The organism is Ilyobacter polytropus DSM 2926 (genome assembly GCF_000165505.1).
In the GTDB taxonomy this organism is placed as follows: domain Bacteria; phylum Fusobacteriota; class Fusobacteriia; order Fusobacteriales; family Fusobacteriaceae; genus Ilyobacter; species Ilyobacter polytropus.
Genome location: NC_014632.1, coordinates 1,295,176 through 1,318,835, shown reverse-complemented (window position 1 = coordinate 1,318,835; position 23,660 = coordinate 1,295,176). Strand labels below are relative to the sequence as shown.

General features: G+C 34.8%; 27 protein-coding genes. 15 read left to right on the top strand and 12 right to left on the bottom strand.

What is annotated here, in order from left to right:
• The 4 genes from ILYOP_RS06145 to ILYOP_RS06130 form a co-directional block, all read right to left on the bottom strand.
• On the bottom strand, positions 1 to 1,698 hold the full coding sequence (locus ILYOP_RS06145) for an NAD(P)H-dependent oxidoreductase subunit E (protein ID WP_013387668.1): 1,698 nt from the start codon (positions 1,696 to 1,698) through the stop codon (positions 1 to 3).
• Positions 1,699 to 1,927: 229 nt separating this feature from the next.
• Positions 1,928 to 3,103, bottom strand: a complete 1,176-nt coding sequence (locus ILYOP_RS06140; protein ID WP_013387667.1) for a SpoIIE family protein phosphatase — start codon at positions 3,101 to 3,103, stop codon at positions 1,928 to 1,930.
• Complete coding sequence (locus tag ILYOP_RS06135) at positions 3,100 to 4,812, bottom strand: [Fe-Fe] hydrogenase large subunit C-terminal domain-containing protein (protein ID WP_013387666.1); 1,713 nt, start codon at positions 4,810 to 4,812, stop codon at positions 3,100 to 3,102. Before ILYOP_RS06135 ends, ILYOP_RS06140 begins: the two co-directional genes overlap by 4 nt.
• On the bottom strand, positions 4,812 to 5,087 hold the full coding sequence (locus tag ILYOP_RS06130; protein ID WP_083789103.1) for a (2Fe-2S) ferredoxin domain-containing protein: 276 nt from the start codon (positions 5,085 to 5,087) through the stop codon (positions 4,812 to 4,814). The genes ILYOP_RS06135 and ILYOP_RS06130 overlap by 1 nt, the downstream gene beginning before the upstream one ends.
• 83 nt (positions 5,088 to 5,170) lie before the next feature.
• Here ILYOP_RS06130 and ILYOP_RS06125 point away from each other — a divergent pair, with 83 nt between their 5' ends.
• From ILYOP_RS06125 to ILYOP_RS06110, 5 genes are all read left to right on the top strand, one after another.
• Positions 5,171 to 5,686, top strand: a complete 516-nt coding sequence (locus tag ILYOP_RS06125; protein ID WP_013387664.1) for a shikimate kinase — start codon at positions 5,171 to 5,173, stop codon at positions 5,684 to 5,686.
• Between the two features lie 192 nt (positions 5,687 to 5,878).
• Positions 5,879 to 6,046 carry a hypothetical protein gene (locus tag ILYOP_RS15785; protein ID WP_013387663.1) on the top strand — a complete coding sequence of 56 codons (168 nt, stop codon included), beginning with the start codon at positions 5,879 to 5,881 and terminating at the stop codon, positions 6,044 to 6,046.
• 141 nt (positions 6,047 to 6,187) lie between these two features.
• Positions 6,188 to 6,964, top strand: a complete 777-nt coding sequence (locus ILYOP_RS06120; protein ID WP_013387662.1) for an SDR family NAD(P)-dependent oxidoreductase — start codon at positions 6,188 to 6,190, stop codon at positions 6,962 to 6,964.
• 42 nt (positions 6,965 to 7,006) lie between these two features.
• Entirely contained in the window at positions 7,007 to 7,573 is a 567-nt protein-coding gene (locus tag ILYOP_RS06115; RefSeq protein ID WP_013387661.1) for a DNA-3-methyladenine glycosylase I, read from the top strand.
• Between the two features lie 43 nt (positions 7,574 to 7,616).
• The gene (locus ILYOP_RS06110; protein ID WP_013387660.1) at positions 7,617 to 7,901 is read left to right on the top strand and encodes a Dabb family protein; all 285 of its coding nucleotides are present in this window, start codon (positions 7,617 to 7,619) and stop codon (positions 7,899 to 7,901) included.
• Positions 7,902 to 7,951: 50 nt separating this feature from the next.
• Here ILYOP_RS06110 and ILYOP_RS15780 read toward each other — a convergent pair whose 3' ends face one another.
• Positions 7,952 to 8,107 carry a hypothetical protein gene (locus ILYOP_RS15780; protein WP_013387659.1) on the bottom strand — a complete coding sequence of 52 codons (156 nt, stop codon included), beginning with the start codon at positions 8,105 to 8,107 and terminating at the stop codon, positions 7,952 to 7,954.
• An 18-nt stretch (positions 8,108 to 8,125) separates the two neighbouring features.
• On the bottom strand, positions 8,126 to 8,635 hold the full coding sequence (gene tpx, locus ILYOP_RS06105; RefSeq protein ID WP_013387658.1) for a thiol peroxidase: 510 nt from the start codon (positions 8,633 to 8,635) through the stop codon (positions 8,126 to 8,128).
• A gap of 97 nt (positions 8,636 to 8,732) precedes the next feature.
• On the opposite strand from tpx, the gene ILYOP_RS06100 reads away from it, so the two are divergent.
• The 3 genes from ILYOP_RS06100 (at position 8,733) to ILYOP_RS06090 (ending at position 10,414) form a co-directional block, all read left to right on the top strand.
• Positions 8,733 to 9,020, top strand: coding sequence for a DUF503 domain-containing protein (locus tag ILYOP_RS06100; protein ID WP_013387657.1), 288 nt, complete (start codon positions 8,733 to 8,735; stop codon positions 9,018 to 9,020).
• Positions 9,021 to 9,117: 97 nt separating this feature from the next.
• Positions 9,118 to 9,978, top strand: coding sequence for an ADP-ribosylglycohydrolase family protein (locus ILYOP_RS06095; RefSeq protein WP_013387656.1), 861 nt, complete (start codon positions 9,118 to 9,120; stop codon positions 9,976 to 9,978).
• A gap of 10 nt (positions 9,979 to 9,988) precedes the next feature.
• Entirely contained in the window at positions 9,989 to 10,414 is a 426-nt protein-coding gene (locus ILYOP_RS06090) for an FMN-binding protein (RefSeq protein ID WP_013387655.1), read from the top strand.
• A 27-nt stretch (positions 10,415 to 10,441) separates the two neighbouring features.
• Here ILYOP_RS06090 and ILYOP_RS06085 read toward each other — a convergent pair whose 3' ends face one another.
• Positions 10,442 to 10,981 carry a helix-turn-helix domain-containing protein gene (locus ILYOP_RS06085; RefSeq protein WP_013387654.1) on the bottom strand — a complete coding sequence of 180 codons (540 nt, stop codon included), beginning with the start codon at positions 10,979 to 10,981 and terminating at the stop codon, positions 10,442 to 10,444.
• Between the two features lie 411 nt (positions 10,982 to 11,392).
• Here ILYOP_RS06085 and speD point away from each other — a divergent pair, with 411 nt between their 5' ends.
• From speD to metK, 3 genes are all read left to right on the top strand, one after another.
• Positions 11,393 to 11,815, top strand: coding sequence for an adenosylmethionine decarboxylase (speD, locus tag ILYOP_RS06080; RefSeq protein WP_013387653.1), 423 nt, complete (start codon positions 11,393 to 11,395; stop codon positions 11,813 to 11,815).
• A 42-nt stretch (positions 11,816 to 11,857) separates the two neighbouring features.
• Entirely contained in the window at positions 11,858 to 12,715 is an 858-nt protein-coding gene (gene speE / locus ILYOP_RS06075) for a polyamine aminopropyltransferase (protein ID WP_013387652.1), read from the top strand.
• 304 nt (positions 12,716 to 13,019) lie between these two features.
• Positions 13,020 to 14,168 carry a methionine adenosyltransferase gene (gene metK / locus ILYOP_RS06070; protein WP_013387651.1) on the top strand — a complete coding sequence of 383 codons (1,149 nt, stop codon included), beginning with the start codon at positions 13,020 to 13,022 and terminating at the stop codon, positions 14,166 to 14,168.
• A gap of 62 nt (positions 14,169 to 14,230) precedes the next feature.
• On the opposite strand, the gene ILYOP_RS06065 is transcribed toward metK, so the two are convergent.
• On the bottom strand, positions 14,231 to 15,103 hold the full coding sequence (locus tag ILYOP_RS06065; protein WP_013387650.1) for an aldose 1-epimerase family protein: 873 nt from the start codon (positions 15,101 to 15,103) through the stop codon (positions 14,231 to 14,233).
• A 365-nt stretch (positions 15,104 to 15,468) separates the two neighbouring features.
• On the opposite strand from ILYOP_RS06065, the gene aroB reads away from it, so the two are divergent.
• Genes aroB through ILYOP_RS06050 form a run of 3 tightly spaced genes read left to right on the top strand, consistent with a single transcriptional unit; the run spans position 15,469 to position 18,721 of the window.
• On the top strand, positions 15,469 to 17,448 hold the full coding sequence (gene aroB / locus ILYOP_RS06060) for a 3-dehydroquinate synthase (protein ID WP_041921182.1): 1,980 nt from the start codon (positions 15,469 to 15,471) through the stop codon (positions 17,446 to 17,448).
• 38 nt (positions 17,449 to 17,486) lie between these two features.
• The gene (locus ILYOP_RS06055) at positions 17,487 to 17,735 is read left to right on the top strand and encodes an acylphosphatase (RefSeq protein ID WP_222838845.1); all 249 of its coding nucleotides are present in this window, start codon (positions 17,487 to 17,489) and stop codon (positions 17,733 to 17,735) included.
• A gap of 26 nt (positions 17,736 to 17,761) precedes the next feature.
• Positions 17,762 to 18,721, top strand: a complete 960-nt coding sequence (locus ILYOP_RS06050; RefSeq protein WP_013387647.1) for an iron-containing alcohol dehydrogenase — start codon at positions 17,762 to 17,764, stop codon at positions 18,719 to 18,721.
• Positions 18,722 to 18,757: 36 nt separating this feature from the next.
• Here the strand turns inward: ILYOP_RS06050 and ILYOP_RS15165 are convergent, their stop codons facing one another.
• The 4 genes from ILYOP_RS15165 to ILYOP_RS15980 all read right to left on the bottom strand — a co-directional run bounded on the left by ILYOP_RS15165 (position 18,758) and on the right by ILYOP_RS15980 (position 22,329).
• A complete protein-coding gene (locus ILYOP_RS15165) occupies positions 18,758 to 19,363 on the bottom strand; it encodes a TetR/AcrR family transcriptional regulator (protein ID WP_013387646.1) in 606 nt (201 codons plus the stop codon).
• Between the two features lie 34 nt (positions 19,364 to 19,397).
• Positions 19,398 to 20,144 carry a MipA/OmpV family protein gene (locus tag ILYOP_RS15160; RefSeq protein WP_013387645.1) on the bottom strand — a complete coding sequence of 249 codons (747 nt, stop codon included), beginning with the start codon at positions 20,142 to 20,144 and terminating at the stop codon, positions 19,398 to 19,400.
• A gap of 83 nt (positions 20,145 to 20,227) precedes the next feature.
• A complete protein-coding gene (locus ILYOP_RS06035) occupies positions 20,228 to 22,018 on the bottom strand; it encodes a bifunctional glycosyltransferase family 4 protein/polysaccharide deacetylase (RefSeq protein ID WP_013387644.1) in 1,791 nt (596 codons plus the stop codon).
• Positions 22,019 to 22,182: 164 nt separating this feature from the next.
• Positions 22,183 to 22,329 carry a hypothetical protein gene (locus ILYOP_RS15980; protein ID WP_222838844.1) on the bottom strand — a complete coding sequence of 49 codons (147 nt, stop codon included), beginning with the start codon at positions 22,327 to 22,329 and terminating at the stop codon, positions 22,183 to 22,185.
• Positions 22,330 to 22,859: 530 nt separating this feature from the next.
• Between ILYOP_RS15980 and ILYOP_RS06030 the strand changes: the two genes are divergently transcribed.
• Positions 22,860 to 23,495, top strand: a complete 636-nt coding sequence (locus ILYOP_RS06030) for a flavodoxin family protein (RefSeq protein ID WP_013387643.1) — start codon at positions 22,860 to 22,862, stop codon at positions 23,493 to 23,495.
• Positions 23,496 to 23,660 lie beyond the last annotated feature (165 nt).

Sequence of the window (23,660 nt, the reverse complement as noted above, 5' to 3'; positions counted from 1 at the left end):
TTATACCTCCTCTGGGAGCCTTCCAAGGATCTCCTCTTTGAAGTTTTCCACAATAGACCTAAAGGCCACTGTGCTGAGCTGACCCAATCCGCATTTAGATGCTAATTCTACGGTTTCACACAGTTCGAGAAGTTTATTTAGATAAGTAACAGAGCATTTACCCTTTTTCAAAAGCCTTATCCCCTCTAGTATTCTATAGGTACCTTCTCTGCACGGAGTACATTGACCACAGGATTCCTCTACAAAAAATTCCATGAAGTTTTCGGCAATGTCTAGCATATCCCTGTTCTCGTTAAAAAGAATAATGGATCCTCCTGTAGATGCCGCCTCAAAAGCGATACGCTTTGAGAAATCATTTTTTTGGACACATTCACCTGCAGCTCCTCCGATCTGTACAGCTTTAATATCTTTCCCCTCTGCCAGAGCGACTACCTTGTCTATTGTGACTCCAAAGGGAAGTTCATATATTCCCTCATTTTTACAGTCACCAGAGATACTAAAAAATTTTGTTCCCTTTGAACTATCGGTTCCATACTGGCCAAAGGATTCAACTCCTTTTTCACATATCAGATTTACATTTAAAAATGTCTCTACATTGTTTACAAGGGTGGGATAGTTCATGAAACCAGTGTCCACAGGATATGGAGGCTTATTTCTAGGTTCCCCTCTTTTTCCTTCTAGAGATTCTATAAGGGCTGTCTCTTCACCGCAGATATAAGCCCCGGCTCCCATTCTTATCTCGATATCAAAGTTTAAGCCCTTTTCTGTTTCATTTCCCAAAAGTCCGGCTCTCCGCCTTTTTTCGATCTCTTTTTCCAGAGTTTCTCTAATATATGTATATTCTCCCCTCAGATAGATGAATCCCTTTGAAGCCCCTATTACATAGGCGGCAATGCTCATACCTTCCAAAACTCTCTGAAAATTCTTGTGCAAAATGTACCTGTCCTTAAAAGTCCCAGGTTCTCCCTCGTCTGCATTACAAACAATAAATTTTTTATCTTTTTTCTCCTCTTTGGCTAGTCTCCATTTAAATCCAGTTGGAAATCCTGCTCCGCCTCTTCCTCTGAGGTTTGATTTTTCTATGTCCTCTAAAATACTGTCTTTATCCCTTTTTATTGTTTCTCTAAGGACACTTCCCGGGATAAAATTTTCCTCTAGAAGGGGACCTTTTTTCACTACTTTGGATACCAAGGGAGTTTTATATTCTTTCCCTAGAACACCTCTTCTGCAAGATTGAATAATAAGAGGGATGTCAGATGGTTTTACCTTGGATATGAGGATATCGTTGATTAACATCGCCGGCCCCTGATCACACATTCCAAGACAATTACAGTACTCAAGGGAAAATAAGCCGTCAGAGGTGATCTCTCCAAATTCTATTTCAAGTTCGTTATTCAGCTGTTTTGCGATTCTGTCTTTTTCTTTCATGTGACAAGATATAGTTCTGCAAAGCCTTATGACATATTTTCCGTGTTTTTTACCGGATTTTAAAAAGTTATAAAAAGTTGCTACGCCGAACACCTCACTAGGATGTATATCGACTAAAAACGCCAAAGTCTGCATTGCATAGAGGTCGATCTCACCATATTCCCTGCTTATATCTTCAAGAACAGGCAAAATAGATGCTCGATCATTACCGTATTTAGATACCAGTAATGCGATTTTTTCTTTTAGTTCCTCCCTCCCCACTCGGTTCATAGGATACCTCCGTTATTTTTTTTATTTAAAGATTAGTGATATAAATCTAAAAATCATAAAATCAAATTACTAGTAATATTAGAAAGTTTGTTTTCTATTCCTACATAATTATAATTTTATTTTAATTATTGGATTATATTCTTTCTCAGAAAATAAAAAAAATCCGGTATCAAGAGAAAAAAATAAATTTTAATCTTGATACCGACATAGATTTTTTAAAAAAATAATTTTAAAGATATATCAAATTTACAGTTTTTCCAAGTTTTTCAAGCCAGAACTTTAAATCTCTTACAACTTTTAATTTAATGTTAAATTCAGTAGGGAGATCTGGGTTTTGATGTGCTGGATTTACAGCTGTTCCTGCCCAAATGTTTATATGTGTGGATTCTTTCAAGAGCATTCTTGAAATAAGAGTAGCCCCATCCTCTTCATTTAGAGGATAATTTTCTCCAGAATAGGTGGCGTCATGAAATTTTTTTACCAAATCTACTGTTTTATTAAGGGTTATAAGACCCTCTGTAACTAGGTCAACTCCCCTCATGAATCCCACAGGGGGGACATCGTATTTTTGATAATCTTTCAGATTGATAAATACCTCTTCACCAAAGGCTTTTGAAACAATGTTGGAAGTAGTTCCTCCAGAAAGTATTTTTAGGCCCTTTGCATTTCTAATTTTTTCTAGCAAGATATCATCATCTTCAGGGTTTGCAGGTGGACCTGTGAAGAGATCAAGATATTTTCTGTACTGCAGCTTTACCGATAAGACTGTGGTATCATCACCTGGTTTGTTGTTGTAGAGTTTATTGCACACAGCCAGAAGATTTTCTGAAACTTCTCCGGAGAAATAATTTTTTCCCGAGAGACTTCTCAGAAAGTCGTTTATATCTTCCCACTGCCATCCGAGATTCAGCAGTTCTCCCACCCCTGCATGAACGGCACCGTCACTTGTTACCACAAGCAGATCCTCAGTGGTCATTTTAAAATGGGATTCGTGTATCTTCTTTCCGTTGACTACCCGCTCAACCTTATTTAATGGATAGTCACATCCCTTTCTAAAGAAGAAACACGGTGGGTTGTCATATTCCACCATATAGGTCTCACCGTTATTTTTTATTTTTATAATTGTAAATGTCGAATAAGCCAGCTTTCTAACACTACATTCAGGAAGAGTGTTTGTAATGGTGTCTATGGTCTCCTCTATACTGGCTCCTTCTTTCAGCATAGTCACAGCTATTTTTGAGGTAAGGGTAGCTAGTATATTTGCCTTGACACCACTTCCTAGTCCATCTGCAAGGACGAGTATGACTCCGTCATCTGTCTTTACAGTTTCTACATTGTCACCGCAGAGCTCTTCCCCGAATTTATTGATATTTTTATAGGAGGCATCTATAAAGTACTCTGTCAAAGCTCAGCACCTTCTTTCTCAAGGACATGTTTTAATTTTGTCAGAGCGACTTTGGTTTCGGCAGTTGTCTCTCCTAGGAGGCTGGCTATCTCCTGGGCTACTCTCATCTGTTTTTCTATAACCCCCTGGGTTACATTTAGTGTATTTTCTTTGAGCTCAAAAAGTTCTCCTCTTCTTTTTTCCTCGTCACTTATATCAGAAAGAATAATCAGCAGAGCATTTTGGTTGTCTAGATGAATAACACTCTCTTTCATATAAAGATTAAATTTTGAAATATGGATTTTTTTCCAAAGCAAATTTTCCTTGTTTTCAAATACCGAAGATAGATCATCCCCTGGAATGAAATTATCTATTTTCTGCCCCTTACTTTCTGAGGGAGTCACTCCAAAAAATCTGGAAAACGATATGTTGGATTCTATGATCTCAAGGTTTTCATTTACAATAAGAAGAGCATTTGGAGAATTTTCAAAGATCTCATTGGAAATTCTTTCAGCTCTGCTTTTTATGAAAGGCATGCACATATCGATACTAGACATTCCTTTAATAATAGCAATTGCATTTTCTCTGCAGGTATTGTAACCGCAGCTAGCACAGTTTAGCTCATCGACTTTGCTGAATTTACCCATTTTAGCAAGAATTTCTTTTATCTTATGTTCATCTATCACCATCTGCTCTAATGGGTTTTTAGAAATAATCTTTCTCAGCTCTTTTTCTGATACGCTGCCCTCTGGAGGAGCTTCTTCGGTTTTGGCTGACATAAGATACTCTTTTACGTTTTGAAGTCTTGAGAAGATAGATGATGAGATGTGGTGTCCTCCCGGTCCCCCTATACAACTCTTTTTACAGGCACTTACCTCTATACAGGTATTTTCTACATGCCCGTTTATTATCTCCTTAAATACCTCTTTGCACTCATCCACTCCGTCTATTCTCATAGAGATAAGACCTTTTTTAGAAATTTCATCTTTTATTCCTTCTAGGATACCTCCTACAATTGGATATTGCTTACCCTTGGCAGAACCGTACTTGTGAGGATCCGAAGGAGTGAGCTGAAAATAATCTATATTTTCCTCAGAAAGCCAATTGGCTATCTCGTCGAAAGTTAAGACAGCATCTATAATTCCATTGTTTTCTTTTGAAATAGCCTCACATTTCTTTGAAACACAGGGACCTAAAAATACAGTCAAGTCATTTGGACGCTCTTTTTTTAATAGTTTTCCATGAGCTATCATGGGAGACACAAATGGTATAAGGTTGTTTACAAGGGATGGGTAATATTTTTGAATAAGAAATACCACCGATGGACAGCATGTAGTTATAAATGCCCCGTTTTCCTGTGAGGAAAGATATTTTTCATAGGCCTGTGAAACCATATCTGCTCCCACAGCAGTCTCTTCTACCTGGTTAAAGCCCAGTTTTTTTATGGCGGAGACAAAACGCTGGGATTCTTCAAAAAACCCCCTGAAAGAAGGAGCTATTGAGATATTTACATTTCTTCCAGAAGATATGGCATTTTTTACAAAATCAAGGTCAGACATTATATTCCTTGCATTTTGTGGGCAGATGGCAAAACACTGACCACAGGCGATACACTTATCCTCCATAATATGTGCCTGATCATTTTCTATTTTTATAGCCTTTACTTCGCATTTTCTTACACATTTATAACAATGTTTACAGTTAGCTTCTGAAAAATTCATTACCTGCATCAAATCACCTTTTTCATAATATTTTTAAAAAATTCAGCGGTATTTTGCGGAGAGAGTGAAAATACTTCTTCCCCGTCATCAACTGTAACAGATACAGCTTCAGTACAATTGCCAAGACAAAACGAGGCTTTCAGAGTTATCCGATCCTCCATGTCAGATTCTTTTATACATTTTTGTAAAATTTGGATCACTTGTTCAGAGCCTTTTATGTGACAGGCACTTCCCACACATACTTTCAAAACCATATTATTCACCTCAACAAAATTTAAGAACATACTTAATTATATTTTTCACGCAGTAAAAAGTCAACTTAACAGTAAATAAAAAAAATGATATAATCATTAAAAGAGGTGATCTGATGAAGGACAACATAGCTCTCATTGGTTTCATGGGAAGTGGTAAGACCACTGTGGGAAGACAGCTGGCAAAGGCCCTTGAGATGAAATTTGTAGATATAGACAAATTGATAGCAGCAAAAGAGAGTAAAAATATTTCAGAAATATTCAGTGAGAAGGGTGAAGGATATTTTAGAAGGCTTGAAAAAAATATAGTTATAGAAGAATCAAAAGACAACAATGTCATTATCTCTACTGGAGGCGGAGTTATCATAGATAATGACAATATAAAAAACCTGAGAAAAACCTCTTTTGTGGTATTTTTGGACTGTGATATAGAATGTATATATAACCGTGTGAAGCGAAGGAAAAACCGGCCTCTTCTAAATGTTGAAAATATGTTTGAGACGATCCAAGAATTATATGAAAAGAGAATGTTGCTGTATAAGATATCTTCTGACTTTAAGGTTGAAATAAACAGTGATACCAATATATACGACACTGTTGACAAAATAAAAGCGGCTTATATAAATAGCTAAAGAATTAATAATCAGTTTCTTTAAATATTAAAAGTTCTTTTTAAAGAAATAAAGGAAAAAAACTCTATAATAAGTAGTTGTAAAATAAAGAGGTGAGGAAATATGAAAAGAGTATTTACGGCTTTCTTTTTATTATCAACAGTTCTTATTATAAGTGAAGTTCTTTAAGTATAGGCACAGGGGGAGATACTCATGAGAAGGATAAAAATAATAACAGAAGAGAAAAAAGAAGATATGGAAAACAAACTTGAAATTCTCCTGAGTGACAATGAAAAGGAAATAGTGGATATACAGTTTTCTGTGGGAGACGGAAAATATCATGCTCTTATAATTTATAGAAAACCTTGCAGTGAAGGGTAAAAATCCCTTCATTTTTTATTAACTATATTAAAAAAATATAGTATTTATTTTCTGATAAATAAAATATTAATTTAAAATTTTATTTACGCTGTCAAAGTAAAGGGGTATAATTATTTTGAACTTGTATAAAGGGGGATAAAAATGAATAGAATATCAAAAAAAATGGTCTTTATCACAGGAGCCACTAGCGGAATTGGAAGGGCAACGGCTATGGCTTATGCAAAAATGGGAGCCAACCTTATTCTTGCAGGTAGAAATATAGAGATCCTGAAAGAGATAAAAGCAAAACTTCATGAGTGGTATGACATAAAGGTGTATGTACTAAAATTTGATGTGAGGGATTTGGAAAAGATCAAAGATGAAGTAAATAACCTTCCAGAGGAATTTAAAAAAATAGATATTTTGATCAATAATGCCGGTTTGGCTCTTGGGTTAAATAAAATCCATGAAAGCAGTTTTGATAGTTTTGATACAATAATGGACACCAATGTTAAGGGACTTTTATATATAACAAGGATAGTAGTTCCTTATATGTTAGAACATAGTCCTGAGGGACATATTGTAAATATAGCCTCGACTGCTGCCCAGGCTGCCTATTCAGGAGGAGGGGTTTACTGTGCCTCTAAAGCGGCTGTAAAGATGCTGAGCGACGGTATGAGGATAGATCTTGTAGATACTCCTGTGAGGGTTACGACTATAAATCCAGGGATGGTAGAAACCAACTTTAGCATTACGAGATTTGACGGTGATAAAAAAAGAGCCGACAAAGTATATGAAGGGATAGAACCCCTTGCGGCTGAAGATGTTGCAGATACAATAATTTATGCAACAAATCTACCGTTGAATGTACAGATATGCGAACTTACTTTGACTTCTAATCATCAGGCTGACGGTCGAACCTCTTATAGAAAAAAATAATATATCTAAGATTTTAGGCATATTTTACTGAGGAGGATCAATATGAGATGTGGCTGGTGTGGGGACAATCCCCTATACATAAAATATCATGATGAAGAGTGGGGAGTCCCTGTATATGATGACAGGGTTCATTTTGAGTTTTTAGTTTTAGAATCTGCCCAGGCCGGGCTTTCTTGGCTTACTGTCCTCAAAAAAAGAGAGAGTTACAGAAAAGCCTATAAAGATTTTGATCCGGAAATTGTTGCAGCATTTGATCAAAACAAGATAGAAGAACTTATGCAGAATAAAGGGATAATAAGAAACAGAAAAAAGATAGAGGCGTCAGTAAACAATGCAAAAATTTTTATGGATATTCAAAGGGAATTTGGAAGTTTCAGCAATTATATTTGGGCATTTGTAGGGGGAAAGCAGATAATTTCCTCTTATAAAGGTATAGAGGAGCTTCCGGCAAAGACAACTGAGTCAGAGGCCCTGGCAAAGGACATGAAAAAACGTGGTTTTAAATTCTTAGGCCCTGTAATATTGTATTCTCACATGCAGGCTACTGGACTTGTAAATGACCATATTGTTTCATGTTTTAGGTACAAAGAAGTTTCTGAATTTAAATAATTTTTATACATAACATAAATATAACAATAAAGGGGGAGTTAGATTGGTAGTTCACGTAGTATTTTTTAAATTTAAAGAGGAAAAGAAAAAGGAAAATATGGAAAAATTAAAAAAGGATTTAGAAGCTTTAGAGTTAAGTCAGTTGAAAAAGCTAGAAGTAGGGATTGATTTCAACGGGTCTCCAAGGGCCTATGACTTGTCTTTATATACAGAATTTGAGACAAGGGAAGATCTTGATTTTTATCAAAATTTTCCGCCTCATGTAGAGATAAAAAAATTCTTAGTTGAAAATGAGATCAGCACAGCAGTTGTAGATTACGAAAAATAAATTATAATTCTATATAATAAAAGATAAAACCGGGAGTTTATTTCCCGGTTTTATCTTTTATGTCTTCTTGAGTTTCTGTTTGACTTTCTGTTATTTTTACCGCCCTTTGTATCGGGTTCTTTCTTGTATTTTTCAGCTATTTTCACAGTGAAAAACATAAGAGCTCCCACTGCAATAAGGCCGAGAAATGACGATAAAAATTCCATATGGATCCCCTCCTTGTTTTAGATAAGAGACTGGGCAACCTCAAGGGCCTTATCATAATCTGGCTGATCTGTTACCTCAGAGACAACCTCTAAATGTTTTATGGTACCTTCCTTGTCTATTACCACAACACCCCTTGCAAGAAGTCTCAGTTCCTTTATATTGAATCCGTATTTTGATCCAAAATCAAGATCTCTGTGATCTGAAAGAGTGACAGCAGACTCGATTCCCTCATTTGCACAGAATCTATTTAGTGCAAAGGGAAGGTCTACAGATATTGTCACTACAGATATTTCAGGATTTTCTCCTGCCTTTTGGTTGAAAATAGTTGTCTGAAGTTCACACACAGGTGTGTCTACAGAAGGCATAGCTGAGATGATGACTACCTTTCCCTTGAGATCACTTAGAGAAAAAGGACTCATGTCATTTTTTAGAGCTGTAAAATCAGGGGCTTTATCTCCCGCCTTGATCTCGTTTCCTAATAGTGTAAGTGGATTTCCCTTCATGGTTATTATTCCTGTTCTTTCCATTGCATTCCTCCTCTTAAATAGTGTATCATAGTAAATTATTACTTATAAACCATTCATAAGTAAAGAAAATTTTTAATAAAAAAGGGGGAAGTAACCTATGTATGTGGCTGCAGTGAAGATTAAAATAAGATTTGTCATCAGTTTTTCCCTGAAAGACAAGAGGATGAGACTTAGAAGTATAAAGGATAAATTTACATCAAAATTTAAGACCCAGCTTACAGAGGTGGAACTTCAGGACAATAAAAATTTTACTGTTTTAGGTTTTTCCTTTGTGACTGGAAGTTACAGTCTCGCACAGAGTATAGAGGGTAAAATGGTAGCTTATATAGAGGATAACTGTGAGGATGAGATAGTGGATATAGATTCGTATATCGAAAAGTTTTAAAAACTATTTTTGAATTATAGACGTCAAATGGTTGTGTGCTATAAAAAAGGAAAGAAGAACCTCAGACAGTAAAATTTATGAAAAGGAGGGGTTTTTCATGAGTAAAAAAGGATTACTTTTAGGGTCGGTTTTGGCAGATGCTTTTTCCCTGGGAGGACACTGGATATATGACACAGAGAAGATAAAAAATGAGTTTGGGGAGTATAATGATCTCAATGATCCTCTTCCTGACAGCTTTCATAAAAACAGAAAAAAAGGGGAACATACCCACTATGGAGATCAGACCCTTCTTCTTTTGGAATACTTGGCAGAAAAAAATGAGTTTGATAAAAATAGTTTCAGAGATTTCTGGGAATTTCATATGAAAAAATATGACGGTTATATGGATCACGCCACAAAAAAAACCCTGGAAATGATAGAAACCGGCGAGGAATGGGGTTCTGATTCCAATGATCTGGCCGGCGCTTCTAGGATAGCACCTATAATATATTGCTTTTCTCAGGATAAAGGGGTAGAATACTCTAAAGTTCAGACAAAGATAACCCATGACAATGAGCAGGTGATCGCAGCTTCTGAATTTTTTGCAAGAACAGCATATAGAGTTTTAGAGGGGATAAAACCCGATAAGGCAATGGAAGAGGTATCTGCACAGATGGAAAATAAGTGGATATCAGAAAAATTAGCAATAGCAAAGTCACTGATAGAAACAGAAACTGTAGAGGCGGTAAAAAAATTGGGTCAGTCGTGCAGTATAGAGGGAGCCTTTCCTGCAACAATACTGCTGATACTCAAGTATTCTGATAATTATGAAGAGGCAATGATAAAAAACGTTATGTCAGGAGGGGACTCTGCAGCTAGGGGCCTAATAGCAGGGATGATTATAGGGGCCTACTCAGAAGCCACTATACCCAAAAGATGGCTGAAAGAAATGGGCAGTCTAGAGAGAGTAAATTTTTAGGAGGTTTATGATGAAAAAAATATTAATAGGTATCTTTGTTATTTCTTCACTGGCTTTTGGAAAACTACAAGATGGAAAGTATTATGTTGAAGCTGAAAAGGCAGAATGGGGATGGAAACCTTTTACCTATATGGTCGTTAAAAATTCTGAAATAATAGAAGTTAAACACGACAGAAAAAACAAAAAAGGTGAAATTGCCACAAAGGATAAAAAGTATAATCAGAGTATGGCAAAGAAGCAGGGAATAGGAATTAAAGACGCCGTTTCAAAGCTTGAGAGAGATTTTATGAAATCAAAAGATATAGAGGAAATTGATTCAATAGCAGGAGCTACAAGTACAAGTAAAGAATTTAAAGCAATGATGAGATACCTTGTTCACAAAGCTGAAAAAGGTCAGTCAGGACAATATAAGATTCCAAATAAAGAATTAAAATAAAAACCAGCCCTAGGGCTGGTTTTTATTTTAGAATGAAGGAGGTGTGCTTACCCATATTACCTTGGCTTCAACCTTTCCTGCATTGGATATATAATGGTCTTTTTTTGCCTTATAATAAAAACTTTCTCCTTTTTTCGCCTTGTGTTTCTTATCTCCCAAATGAACATAGATATTTCCTTTTAAAACATAACCGAATTCCTCTCCCTCGTGGGCAGATTCTAGTTTGTAAGAGCCTTCCTGAGCCAAGGTTATAAGAATAGGCTCCATGGCATTCTTTTGGGCATTTGGTACTATCCAGTCAATTCTGTATTTAAGATCGTTATCTTCAAATTCAAAAAAATCATCATTTGAAAATACGATTTTCTCATCTTCCTCTTCGTTAAAAAATTCCTTCAAGTTTGTCCCGAGACTTTCTAATATATCCACAAGTGTAGCTATAGACGGAGATGTAAGGTCTCTTTCTAGTTGTGAGATAAAACCTTTAGAAAGTTCGCATCTGTCTGCTAGTTCCTCCTGTGTAAGGAGCTTCCCCTGTCGCAGCCTTTTTATTTTTTCACCAATTATCATATAGTTTAAACCCCTTTAATTTTATTGTCTAAAGTGTTTCACCGGTACATTATATAATCTCCATTTGGAAAAATCAAGTTTTCAGATAATTGATAAAAAAATAATTGACATAAAATTTTATTTATAGTAAACTTTACGTTGTCAAATCCAAAAATAATAATGTCGTATATTCTAATAAAAATGGGCTTTTTAAGAGGAAGTTTGTTAGCTTAAAAAGAGTTCTAAAAATTATAAGAATGTGCATTTTTTTTGTAAATAAGTTTACTAATATTAACTATAATAGTTAATTTATTGTGACTAAACAAAAAAACTGAAGAAATTCTGTTTTTTTTAAAGCTATAAATAGCCCCTGAATCAGGGCGTTAATATAAAAATTAATTTATGTCTTAAGAATAGACTAGGAGGGAAATTATGAAATTAGAAACTTTAGGGAGACACATTCTGATAGAGTATTACAACTGTGACGAAGAAGTATTGAAGAGCCCTGAACTTATTGAAAAACACATGAATGAAGCGGCTAGAATTGCAAATGCAACGATAGTGAATTCCGTATTTCATCATTTCAACCCTTACGGAGTTTCAGGAGCTGTAATAATATCTGAATCACACTTGGCAATTCATACATGGCCAGAGTATGGTTACGCATCGGTTGATGTATTCACATGTGGGGACAAGATCAATCCTTGGACAGCCTTTGATTACTTAGAAAAAATGTTTGGGGCTAGCAGAAGTGAGTCTATCGAGGTACCTAGAGGTATGACTGAAAAAATAAAAAAATTTCACCCCAATGGAGAAGATCTGGGTAAAATAGTATTCAAACCAGATGCTGAATAAATAAAAAAATTATATCAATGAAAACAATCAGGAGGTAACTTAATGCTTAATCTTTGGTTTACAGAGGAGTGGACACCAGAGTGTAGATTTTCTATAAAAATAAAAGAGCATTTTCATACAGAAAAAAGTCCTTTTCAGCAGTTGGATTTTTTTGATTCTTATGAGTTTGGAAAGTTCTTTACCCTTGACGGAATTATGATGGCCAATGAAAAGGATGAGTTTGTGTATCATGATATGATCTCACATGTGGCCCTCGCAACTAATCCAAATATAAAAAAAGTTCTTGTTATTGGTGGTGGAGACGGAGGAACTGTGAGGGAGATAACTAGATATTCTCACATAGAAAAAATAGATATGGTGGAGATAGATGAAAGAGTAGTCAGACTCTGTCAGAAATATCTTGTACAGACATCTTGCAAGTTAGAGGACCCTAGGGTAAACCTTTATTTTCAAGACGGACTGAAGTTTGTAGAAGATGCAAAAGAAAAAAGTTATGACCTTATACTTGTTGACTCTACTGATCCAATAGGTCCTGGAGAGGGTCTTTTTACAAAGAAATTTTACACAAACTGTTTTAGAGCTCTTTCTGAAGATGGGATTCTTATAAACCAGCACGAAAGTCCTTATTTTGATAAAGAGGCAGGACAGATGAAAAGGGCTCACAAGAGAATAAAAGACCTTTTCCCAATTTCCAAGGTATATCAATTTCATATTCCCACTTATCCTTCAGGACACTGGCTTTTTGGATTTGCATCTAAGAAATATGATCCTATAGCAGATCATAAACCTGAAGAGTGGGAAAAATTTGGACTTAAAACTAAATATTACAATTCTGAGATTCACAAGGCTTCCTTTGCTCTGCCTACTTTCGTAAAGGAAATGCTCGAAGAGTCTGAATAAATTTTTTTTAGATATTTTAATTTAAGTTGTTACTCGAAAAGAATTCCAATAAATTACTGACTTTATTTGAACCTGTTACTTTTCTCTTGAAAGAAAAGTAACCAAAAGTTCAAGAATTTTCAAATGTCTAGGAAGTAGATATTTCTTTTATCGCCTTTGTAAGCTACAGTCCTCGGTTCCCTGCGGAACTTTGGATAAATTTAATACTTTAATTTAAAATAAAAAAGCAACTTAGGTTATTTTAATTAAGCTATAAGTGGAACCAAATTATGAAAAGATGAAAAAATCAGGAGGATTTATATAAATGGAAAACAAAATATTTTTTACTTCAGAATGTGTTTCACCGGGCCATCCTGATAAGATAGCCGACCAGGTATCAGATGCAGTGCTAGACGCCTGCATAGCAGAAGACCCAAATTCTAGGGTAGCCTGCGAAGTGTTTTGTACAACAGGTCAGGTAGTGGTAGGAGGAGAGATAACTACCAATACATATGTAGATGTACAAAAGATAGTAAGAGACAAGATAGAAGAGATCGGATACAAGCAGGGAATGGGATTTGACTCAGACTGCGGAGTGCTTAATGCAATTCACTCACAGTCACCTGATATAGCCATGGGTGTAGATATCGGAGGAGCAGGAGACCAGGGAATAATGTTCGGAGGAGCTGTAAAAGAAACTCCTGAACTTATGCCTTTAGCCCTTGTTCTTGCAAGGGAGATAATTGTAAAATATACAAGAATGGCAAGATCTAAAGAGATAATCTGGGGAAGACCAGACGCAAAGTCTCAGGTAACTCTTGCGTATAATAAAAACGGGACTGTAGATCATGTTGATACAGTAGTAGTATCTGTACAGCATAACCCTGAAGTAAGTCAGGAAGAGATCCATGAAACAATAATAGAAAAGGTAGTAAAACCTGTCCTTGAAAAATATAAGATGAACCCTGGAAGAGTAAAGCATTATCATATCAATCCAACAGGAAGATTCGTAATCGGAGGACCTCACGGAGATGCAGGACTTACAGGAAGAAAGATAATAGTAGATACTTACGGTGGATACTTTAGACACGGTGGAGGAGCTTTCTCAGGAAAGGACCCTTCAAAGGTGGACAGGTCTGCCGCTTATGCAGCAAGATGGGTAGCTAAGAATATAGTTGCTGCAGAACTTGCAGAAAAGTGTGAAATACAGCTTTCTTATGCTATAGGGGTAGTAGAGCCTACATCTATAAAAGTAGATACCTTTGGAACAGGAAAGATAGAAGAGGTAAAATTAGCTGAGATAGTGCAAAAGGTATTTGACCTAAGTCCTAGAGGAATAGAACTAGCCTTAGAGCTAAGATCAGGAAACTTTAAGTATCAGGATCTTGCAGCCTTCGGTCATATAGGAAGGACAGACATAGATCTTCCTTGGGAAAGAACAAATAAGGTAGAAGCTATAAAAAAACTTGTATAGAATAAAAGTAAAAACTCCGGAATTTTCCGGAGTTTTTTTGTATGAAAATTTTTTGATAATCTTTATACAGTAAATGTTAGCGATGCTGAATGCTCCTGACATTTTTCTAATGAAATAATAAGTTCTTTTTTACTAAAATCTTCAGAGAAACTAGCAGGTTCGGCTAATCCGTGCCATGGTTCTATACACAAAAAGGGAGCATCCTTTGGCTGCCAGATACCTAGGTAAGGGAAATTTTCACGGGAAACCTTTATGAATTTTGAATCTTTTTCAGTTTTTAAAGTAATATCCTTTGATTTTATGTCTCTCAGGAAATGAGCTCCTTCGTAAAAAATTTCATGATTTAGGTTCATTCTTTTGGAATTTTTTATAGACAATTCTTCACGATTTTCAATTAGAAGGTTGTTTGCGTCACAGTAATACCTTTTTGCTGTTTCTACTTGATCAAATTCTAGGAAATAATCTGAAAAATAGAGTTCGTTTTTCATTGGACAGTTGAAACCTGGGTGAGTTCCTAGCTGAAAATATATTGTCTTTTCATCTAGGTTAATTACCCTGTAAGAGATTTTTACACTTGAATTTTCAAGGGTATATATAATCTGCAGCTCAAATTTATAGGGATACATAGCCAGAGTTTTTTCATTATATTTTAAAGAGTAGACCAACCGGTTATCTTTTTGTTCTATTAACTGAAATTCTTCCCTACGGGCGAATCCGTGGTTTCCCATAGAGTAAGTCTTGCCTTGGATTTCAGTGGTTCCTCCAGATAGAGAACCTATTATAGGGAAAAGCACCGGTGATTGACCTGACCAATATTTCGAATCTCCAGTCCAGATGTATTCATATTCAGAGCCATTTTTCTTTAGACTTGTCAATTCTCCACCGAGGGATTTTACCTGGATGGTAATATTCTCATTTTTGAGTGATGTTATCATTATTTTCTCCTCCTTTTGAAAATTATTTTTAGAATTCATAATCAGCAGTCTTGACTAACTATATTTAAGTATACACAATTATAACATTTGTTTGAAATTTTTTAAGGAAAAAAAATTGGATGAAATGGTGATTAAAAATAGAACGAAAACAATGTGAAATTTTGAAAAAAATAAGTAATCTAAAAAAATTCAGAAACTATTGAGAGAAAAACATTAAAAGTAGCTTTAAAAGTAGGGTAAAAATAATATAAGATACTAAAAAAACTAAGGTACTGAAGGTATCCCAATTTTTTTTTGTTCCGTTGTAATGACTGGTTTATTGGTGTATAATTTAAGGAAACTTTTATGGGAAGGGATGGTAAATGATGAAAGAGATAAGAATGGACTTGGGGGATAGGAGCTATCCGATACTTTTAGATAAAGGAATAATAGGTGAACTTAAAAATTATGTAACTAAATATGAAAAGATAATTTTGGTGTCAAATACAAAAGTAGGAGCTCTTTATTCTGAAAAAGTTTTGGATATTCTGGAAAACACCGGGAAAAATATAAGTTATTTTGAGATAAGTGACGGAGAAGAACATAAGAGCATAGAGAGTGCCTTTGGAATATATGATTTTATGGTGGAAAATGATTTTGACAGAAGCTCCCTTATAATAAGTCTTGGAGGTGGAGTGATAACAGATCTAGGTGGATATGTAGCTGCGACTTACATGAGGGGAATTGACTTTATACAGATTCCTACATCCCTGCTCTCACAGGTAGATGCAAGTATAGGGGGGAAGGTAGCTGTAAACCATCCTAAAGCCAAGAATCTTATAGGGGCTTTTTATCAGCCAAAACTTGTTTTGATCGATGTGGACTTTTTGAAAACTCTTCCTGAAAAAGAATTTAAGGCAGGAATGGGTGAGATTATAAAACATTCATTTTTGAAAGATGATGATTATTATGATTATCTAGTGGAGAATGCACAGGCTGTGAAAGATCTGCAGCCAGAAGAAATTATAGAAGTAATAAAAAGATCTTGTGTGATAAAGAAGAATATAGTAGAAGAGGACGAAAAAGAAAAAGGGATAAGAGCAATCGTAAATCTAGGACATACTTATGCCCACGCCTTAGAGACGGCAACTGAATACAAAGGATATTCCCACGGTGAAGCTGTTGCAAAGGGGATAATATATGAGATACTATTGTCCCAAAAGTTAGGTTATGTAGAAAAAGAATTTTTAGATAGAGGTAAAATTATATTTGATAAGTATGAAATTGATTGTGAGCCTGTAAAAATAGAGATTGAAAGACTTATTGCCCTTATGAAGAAAGATAAGAAAAACACAGGCGGGAAAATAAAGTTCGTACTGCCTACAGGAAAGGGAACTGTATCTGTAGAGGATGTATCTGAAGATATAATAAGAGAAATAAATCAAGAAATTGATAATAGAGTTATAAAGGGAGTTGTGGATATAGGAACAAATTCCTGCAGATTGTTTATATCTGAAGTGGAGAAAAACGAAAATAAATATTCTATAAAACGAAAATTTCGTAAATATCTTGAAATAACAAAACTAGGAGAAGATGTTAATAAAAACGGTTATCTTTTAGACAGCGCAATAAACAGAACTGTGGATGTACTGAAAAATTATTCTGAAAAAATGGCCAGCTATGGAGTAGCAGAAAAACTGGTGTGTGCAACCTCTGCCACCAGAGATTCATCAAACAGAGAAGACTTTATAAGGAAGGTAAAAAATGAGTCAGGTCTTGAGATAAAATGTATCACAGGAGATGAAGAGGCAAGCTTAAGTTTTAAAGGAGCCTCAGATGATATAGAAGGAGAGCTTCTCTTGATTGATATAGGAGGAGGAAGCACAGAGTTTATAAACGGTTCTAAAAACGATATAAACTTTATGAAAAGTTTTGATATAGGGGCTGTCAGAGTAACAGAGAAATTCTTTGTAAATGACAATCATTGTGAAGAAAATATAAAACTTGCTGAACAGTGGGTCAAGAGTCAGATAAAAGAGGCAAAGGATTTAAGTAAAAGGGATTTTATTCTTGTAGGAGTTGCCGGGACAGTTACAACTAATGTAACTGTCTATGAAAAAATGGTTGATTATGATCCTGAAAAGGTTCACATGTATAATCTTACAATGGCCAATGTAGAAGAAAATATAAAGTTATATTTATCAAAAAATATAGAGGAAAGAAAAAAAATAAAAGGACTTCCCCCTAAACGTGCCGAAGTAATAATTGCAGGGACTTTTATTCTGAAATGGATAATGGAAACTCTAGAAAGAGATGAAATATTAGTTTCTGAAAATGATATTTTAGAGGGGATGATGGAAAGCTAAAAAAGGAGTGTGGTAATATGCTTACGCACCACTTTATAGTGAAAGGGCGTGTACAAGGAGTAGGCTTTAGGTTTTTTACCTATCATATAGCCAATGAATATAAGATAAAAGGATGGGTGAAAAATCTCTGGAACGGAAATGTGGAGATAGTAGCCCAGGGGGAGTCCAAGTATATAGAGGTATTTAAAAAACTTTTGGAGGAGGGTCCAGCTTCTTCTAGGGTAAAGGGTATAGAGGAAGACGTCTTTGATGGTAAAAAATACGATGGTTTCAACATAGAATATTGAAGTCATGGGACTGGGGAGGTAAGATTATGGGAAAACAGCTTATGTCACCAATAAGTCTTATTGGTTCAGGAGCACTTAAGGAAGCAGGTGAAGAGCTTAAAAAACTAGGACTTAAAAAAGGTTTCATAGTTATATCAAAAGCTCTTTTTGAAAATGGATTGTTAAAAAATTTAACTGATATATTTGAGCATAATTTGTTGGATTATACAGTGTATTCCATAGAAAACATAAATCCAGATTTGGATATAATAGAGGACGGAATAAAAAATTTTTCAGGAAGTAATTGCGACTTTATAATTTCCTTTGGAGGCAGAGATACTGGAAAATGTGCCAAGGGGATAGCCATGGGTCTGAAATGTTATGAAGAGAATAACTCCATAAACTGCTATATAAATGCCGAGATACCTTTTGCAGCGGTGGTTATAAATTCATGGATAAATGATGACAACAGCATATATCAGTATCACAAACACAAGGTAAAGCTCAACAAAACTGTAAACCCTTTTATGGTGGTGATAGATTCTGAACTAATTAGAAATCTACCTGCTGATGCAATGGCATCGGTAGGGATAGACTCTCTTACTTATTCGGTGGAAGCACTTGTATCTACAGGTGCCACTCTTATCAGTGATACCTTTGCTTATGAAGCTATTAAAATTTTGAAGAAAAATTTAGAGGAGTTTATTAAAGGAAAAAATTCTAAAGAAATAAGAGAACAGCTAACTTATGCAAATTATCTTGCTAATATGGCATTTAATAATATTGCTGTAGTTCCAGGTCAGGTAGAAAGGACAAGTGGTTTTCACACTCCTGCCTTTGATATGGAGGCAATAGACACAAAAATGAAAGATATAGCTGAGATTTTGGGAATAGAGTCGAAGGATGAAAAGATGAGTATAGAGGTCATGGAGGAGATAAAAAGACTTTCTAACATGATAAAAGTGGATCCTGGTTCGAGAAAAGATGAAAGCATAATAATGTATTAAAAAAAGCAGCGATTAAATATCCCCTATAGGGGAATTTTAATCGCTGCTTTTACTTCCCATCTTCCTCAGAAGATCTGTATAAGAACCTGGTATTATTTTTGTTAAATATTTTCGTATTTTCTCCTCTTCTTCAAAGATAAAGGCAATTTTTTTTAGGGAAAAAAACAAACTTTCAGCTATAAAAGAGTGTATTTCCTGATCTTCAATAACAATACCCTCTTCGGTATTTAAAATTTCAGCTCTTTTTATAGAGATATTTTTAAAATTTTCAATAATTTTTTGCTCGAAATCTTCAAATTTTGTTCCTTTACTACCTGCAAAAAGTATAGCAAGTTTTTTCTTGTTGTATATGAGGAAATTTGAGATTAATTCTACATAAAATGAAAGCTTTTGTTCATGAGTCATTTTTGATAATTTATTGTGATATGAATCAAAGATATTTAAAAAATTAACATAAGTGGATCCGATAATTGTCTCAAAAAGAGAGGCCTTATTTGGGAAATATCTGTATATATTTCCTAAGGTTATACCAGAACTTTCTGCGATACTTCTCATTGTAGTTTTTTCATAACCATTTTTCCAAAACTCATTTAAAGCAGAGTTGTAAATATCTTTATAAACTGATTCTTTTTTTACTTGCAAAAATAGCACCTCCCGAGTAACAGTTTTATGAAGATTAGAATATATACTTTGCTCCCACTCCCACCTTGTAGAGGATATCTTCTTCTACTATAGGAGAGTCGCATATTTCATCTGAAAGTTTTTCTAATCCGAAAAATCCAACAAGGGATATATGCTCGGTGACAATATATTCTGCTCCTAAATCTACCCCAAATGTGTATGTTTGTTCTGGCGAGTAAGAATTGCTTATTTTTGAATTTTTACTGGCTTCTGTCTGGGTTACCCCAAAGTAATAGTCGGTGTATTCTTCGCTTAGATATTTTATATATACCTTAGGTATAATTGAGAAACGGTCAGTTAAAAAATAAGATTTAAAGGCAAAAGCCTCTATACTTCCCCCCTCTTCTCCTAAAGAAGCAAATCCTCCTAACTTAAGATCATACCAGCTAGTGTCGTATATGATTTTTATCCCACCTTCAATCTGATAATTCCTGTCATCGATATTATCATAGCCGCTGCTTAAATCAGAAGCATCGACTTTGTACCCTCCCATGGGATTGGCAAAAAGGGACATAGTGAAGGCATCCTCCTGATACATATTGTATCCAAGCTCTACCCCTCTTAGGTAAAAATCATTATATGTAATATCAAAGTAAGGAACAAAGAAATTATTGTAATTAACCCCTTTGTAAGGGCTTGTGCCTACTCCTGCTCCCCCACCTATGCTTAGGTTGGTTTCAGAAGCAAAAATGCTAATCGGGGCCGCAGCTAAAATTAGAATAACTGTTAAAATTTTTTTCATATCTCTCCCCCTGTATAAAATTATATCTAAATTATAATCAAATAAAAGTATTTAATCAACTAAAAAATAGAGAGATGACAAAGTCATCTCTCGTTCTTTTGCTCTCTTTTGATCTTAATAAAATTATAATTTCCTTTGATTTTTCTTTTGAAACCAAAAGAATTTATTGTGGGAAATATTCCTATTCTTCTAATCTGAAAAAGGTCATCAGAAAAGCAAACACTTCCAGAATCAGTAGAAACTGCAAATTTGTATCCTGCCTCTTCTGCCATCTGTTTTACCCTGTCGTTCAGATCTCCGTAAGGGTATGCAAAGGATATAAGTCTGTTATCCAAAAAATTCTCAAGAGTTTCTTTTGATTCAAAAATCTCGTCTCTCGCCTCTTCAGGCTCAATACGTGAAAGTTTTGCATGGGTTTTTGTATGCCCACCAAACTCAATACCGTATCTTTGCATCTCTAATAGATGATCTTTTGTCATTAACTTGTATTTTTTCTCAGGGTTGTTGATATTTTCCACATCCCATTTATTATAATCAAGGTGTGAAACAAGATATACGACAGCTTTAAACCCGTATTTTTTTAGAATAGGAAAAGCGTATTTGTAGTTATCCTCATATCCGTCATCAAAAGTTATCATAATAAGTTTTTTATTTTTATCAAATCTTTGTTTAAATTTATTTTTAATTAGGTCATCAAATACAACAGTTTCGTAGCCCATATTTTTTAAAATACTCATATGTTCATCAAATTGCTCAACTGTTACATAGGTTCCGTGAACCCCTTTTTCACTGTCTTCTTTTATTACTCTGTGGTACATAAGAATTGGCATTTCATATTTTTTCTTTAGAACAATCTGCCTCTGATAGGCTATCTCAAGATTTCTAACTATTTTTTTCAGATCGAATTCTTTTTTTACTTTATGCCTAATTTCATGAAGCTCGTTGTCATTTAATTCAAAAGCTGCTCTTATATCTTCTAGCATCTTGTCCCAGTTGAAACTTTCTTCTAGCTTAACTCCTATATCTCCGAAGTTTGAGCTGAGAGCCTCTGCAATATTGTCTTTAGTTATTAATCCTATGGATTTTGCCTCACCTATTGCTAATACAGGTCTTCCAGAAAGAATAGCCTCTACAGCGACTCTTCCTGCTCCTATCACAAGGTCAGATTCCTTTATGAATTCAGGGATGTTATTCACATATCCCAAAAAATCCACCTTATCTGTAAATTTTTTAAATTTATCAGGGATATTTTTCCCACCGATTATTCGTATTTGATAGAGGTCAGGATCTAGTGCCTTTTCCAATAATTTATATGTAACTTCACCCTTAGGTCCTGAAAGTCTACCTATAATAGAGATTATTTTTTTCTCGTTTTCAGGGAGAGGAGTCTCAACATATGAGTTTATATCAATACCATTTCTCAGGATTTCTATTTTATCTTCTTTTACTCCTAAATCTTTTATTAAGTGGTCTCTTATGTTTTCGCATACAGCAAAAGAATAATCTCCAAAAGCCTTAAAAATCTTTCTGCTAAGATGTACAGGCTGTCTTCCGTGAATGGTTGTAATAAGAGGTATCCCTGTCATAGAACACGCTATAGATGTGCTCCATGAAGATGCCCTAGAGTGGGCATGGGCCACTTGAATATCGTTTTTTTTGATGAAATCAACTAAAAATTTAATTTGTGATATTCGTTTTCCAAGACTACGTTTATTAAATTCTAATTTGTGGTATTCTCCATCGGTTTCTTTGGTAAAAGTATCAGATACAATGAAAACTTTGTGCCCCTTCTTTATAAGCCTGTCACTTAAAGTAGCGGCGTAAACCTCTGCTCCTGTAACTTCGAGCTGAGATAAAGCCATCAATATATTCATCTGTTCCTGCAATATCTATAAGATATGCAGTGCCCCCTTTCGAAAATTTATATTTTATTTATTTTTCATAGACTAAAAATAGACCAAAAATATTTTAATATATTCTAAAGCTTTTGTCTTAGTTTGTCAATTTTTTAGAAAAAGAAGCAAGTTAAATTTCTAAATTAATGTTTATCTTGAATAATTGACTCGACTTGTGCAAATTTAAGCAGAAGTCTCAATTCTTCATAGAGTTCCTCTAATTTTGCGTCTGATTCTTCTGAAAGATATGTTATAATCCAAAGACAGAGATAATTCTTTAGAGTGTCCATGTAAAGAAGCTATGCAGTGAGACCACTCATTTCTATTAGAAACATGTGAATAGTTAGACTTCATCCCCTAGATATTTTTAGAATAAATTTCCTTAGTCGAAAGAGTGTCATCAATAGAAAAGAAGAAAGGATCTTTCTTTCCAGCCGTAACCAGTTCATATAGAACGTCCTTTTTTCTTTGCAGATTAAGTTTTTTTCATTCCACGGAGAGTAAAGGGAAACTTATTGAAAATACTCCTATCTTTGGAATTAAAAGAGTTTATCCATATATTTGAAAGATTTTTCTTTTCATCAGAATTAATGACTCTATAAACAAAAGTAGAAAAATGTCGATTTTGTGAAAGAGACCATTTACAGTTAAGCGTGAAAAAATATTTGAAAAATTAGAGTTAGGGGCTAATATATTCATTAGGTAGGCAACTCCTTGAGATATTTCGGTGTCTTTACCGTAATATTACCTCAAGAATTGTCTATTTTTAATTTTTGCAAAAGCCAAGTTATGTTATAATCTGCAAGGAGGTTTTTTAAATATGAAAATTTTAGGTATAGTGGGAAGCAAGAGAAAAAATGGTAATACCTCGACCCTTGTGATGAGTGCTTTAGAAAGTGCGAAGGGAGATGGAATAGAAACTGAAGTAATATTTTTAGGAGATTATTCTATAAAAGGCTGCACAGGCTGCGAAGGATGCAGAGACACTTATAAATGTGTAATAAATGACGACATGCAGAAGATATATCCACTATTAATGGAATCAGACGCAATAATTTTGGGATCACCGACATATTTTTATAATGTTACCGCTGACGTAAAGGTTTTTATTGACAGATGTTATTGTTTTGAAGTTATGTCAAAAGAAGACCGTTCTGTATGGATGGGAATAAATGAAGTTTTAGGAGGTCGTTATGCTTCTGTGATAGCAGTATGCGAACAACATTCACCAGAAGATATGGGGTACACAGGTGAGGCAATGGCAAAACCACTAGAAGCTCTAGGTTACAGGGTTATAGACATAGTAAAGGTGCTTGGACTATTTGAGAGAGGGAAGGCAAAAGAAAATAAAACTGCAATAAAGCAGTCACAAAATGCAGGAAAAAGACTTTTTAAAACATTGCAACTGAATAAAGATATACGGGAAAAGTTGCTGGACTTTAAACTTTCAAAATAAAAAGTGAACTTTTAAACATGAAAATATATTTGAAAAAATCAGAGTTAAGGGCTAATATATTCATTAAGTAGGCAACTCCTTGAGGTGTTTTGGTGTCGTTACCGCAATAATAATTCAAGAATTTCCTATTTTTAATTTTTTGCACAAGCCGAGTAATTGAGCTGA

Coding starts and splice junctions, on each gene's coding strand:
- ILYOP_RS06145 (WP_013387668.1), bottom strand. CDS start 1,698: ATGAACCGAGTGGGGAGGGAGGAACTAAAAGAAAAAATCGCATTACTG.
- ILYOP_RS06135 (WP_013387666.1), bottom strand. CDS start 4,812: ATGCAGGTAATGAATTTTTCAGAAGCTAACTGTAAACATTGTTATAAA.
- ILYOP_RS06130 (WP_083789103.1), bottom strand. CDS start 5,087: ATGTTCTTAAATTTTGTTGAGGTGAATAATATGGTTTTGAAAGTATGT.
- ILYOP_RS06125 (WP_013387664.1), top strand. CDS start 5,171: ATGAAGGACAACATAGCTCTCATTGGTTTCATGGGAAGTGGTAAGACC.
- ILYOP_RS15785 (WP_013387663.1), top strand. CDS start 5,879: ATGAGAAGGATAAAAATAATAACAGAAGAGAAAAAAGAAGATATGGAA.
- ILYOP_RS06120 (WP_013387662.1), top strand. CDS start 6,188: ATGAATAGAATATCAAAAAAAATGGTCTTTATCACAGGAGCCACTAGC.
- ILYOP_RS06115 (WP_013387661.1), top strand. CDS start 7,007: ATGAGATGTGGCTGGTGTGGGGACAATCCCCTATACATAAAATATCAT.
- ILYOP_RS15780 (WP_013387659.1), bottom strand. CDS start 8,107: ATGGAATTTTTATCGTCATTTCTCGGCCTTATTGCAGTGGGAGCTCTT.
- tpx (WP_013387658.1), bottom strand. CDS start 8,635: ATGGAAAGAACAGGAATAATAACCATGAAGGGAAATCCACTTACACTA.
- ILYOP_RS06100 (WP_013387657.1), top strand. CDS start 8,733: ATGTATGTGGCTGCAGTGAAGATTAAAATAAGATTTGTCATCAGTTTT.
- ILYOP_RS06095 (WP_013387656.1), top strand. CDS start 9,118: ATGAGTAAAAAAGGATTACTTTTAGGGTCGGTTTTGGCAGATGCTTTT.
- ILYOP_RS06090 (WP_013387655.1), top strand. CDS start 9,989: ATGAAAAAAATATTAATAGGTATCTTTGTTATTTCTTCACTGGCTTTT.
- ILYOP_RS06085 (WP_013387654.1), bottom strand. CDS start 10,981: ATGATAATTGGTGAAAAAATAAAAAGGCTGCGACAGGGGAAGCTCCTT.
- speD (WP_013387653.1), top strand. CDS start 11,393: ATGAAATTAGAAACTTTAGGGAGACACATTCTGATAGAGTATTACAAC.
- speE (WP_013387652.1), top strand. CDS start 11,858: ATGCTTAATCTTTGGTTTACAGAGGAGTGGACACCAGAGTGTAGATTT.
- metK (WP_013387651.1), top strand. CDS start 13,020: ATGGAAAACAAAATATTTTTTACTTCAGAATGTGTTTCACCGGGCCAT.
- ILYOP_RS06065 (WP_013387650.1), bottom strand. CDS start 15,103: ATGATAACATCACTCAAAAATGAGAATATTACCATCCAGGTAAAATCC.
- aroB (WP_041921182.1), top strand. CDS start 15,469: ATGAAAGAGATAAGAATGGACTTGGGGGATAGGAGCTATCCGATACTT.
- ILYOP_RS06050 (WP_013387647.1), top strand. CDS start 17,762: ATGGGAAAACAGCTTATGTCACCAATAAGTCTTATTGGTTCAGGAGCA.
- ILYOP_RS15160 (WP_013387645.1), bottom strand. CDS start 20,144: ATGAAAAAAATTTTAACAGTTATTCTAATTTTAGCTGCGGCCCCGATT.
- ILYOP_RS06035 (WP_013387644.1), bottom strand. CDS start 22,018: ATGAATATATTGATGGCTTTATCTCAGCTCGAAGTTACAGGAGCAGAG.
- ILYOP_RS15980 (WP_222838844.1), bottom strand. CDS start 22,329: ATGGACACTCTAAAGAATTATCTCTGTCTTTGGATTATAACATATCTT.
- ILYOP_RS06030 (WP_013387643.1), top strand. CDS start 22,860: ATGAAAATTTTAGGTATAGTGGGAAGCAAGAGAAAAAATGGTAATACC.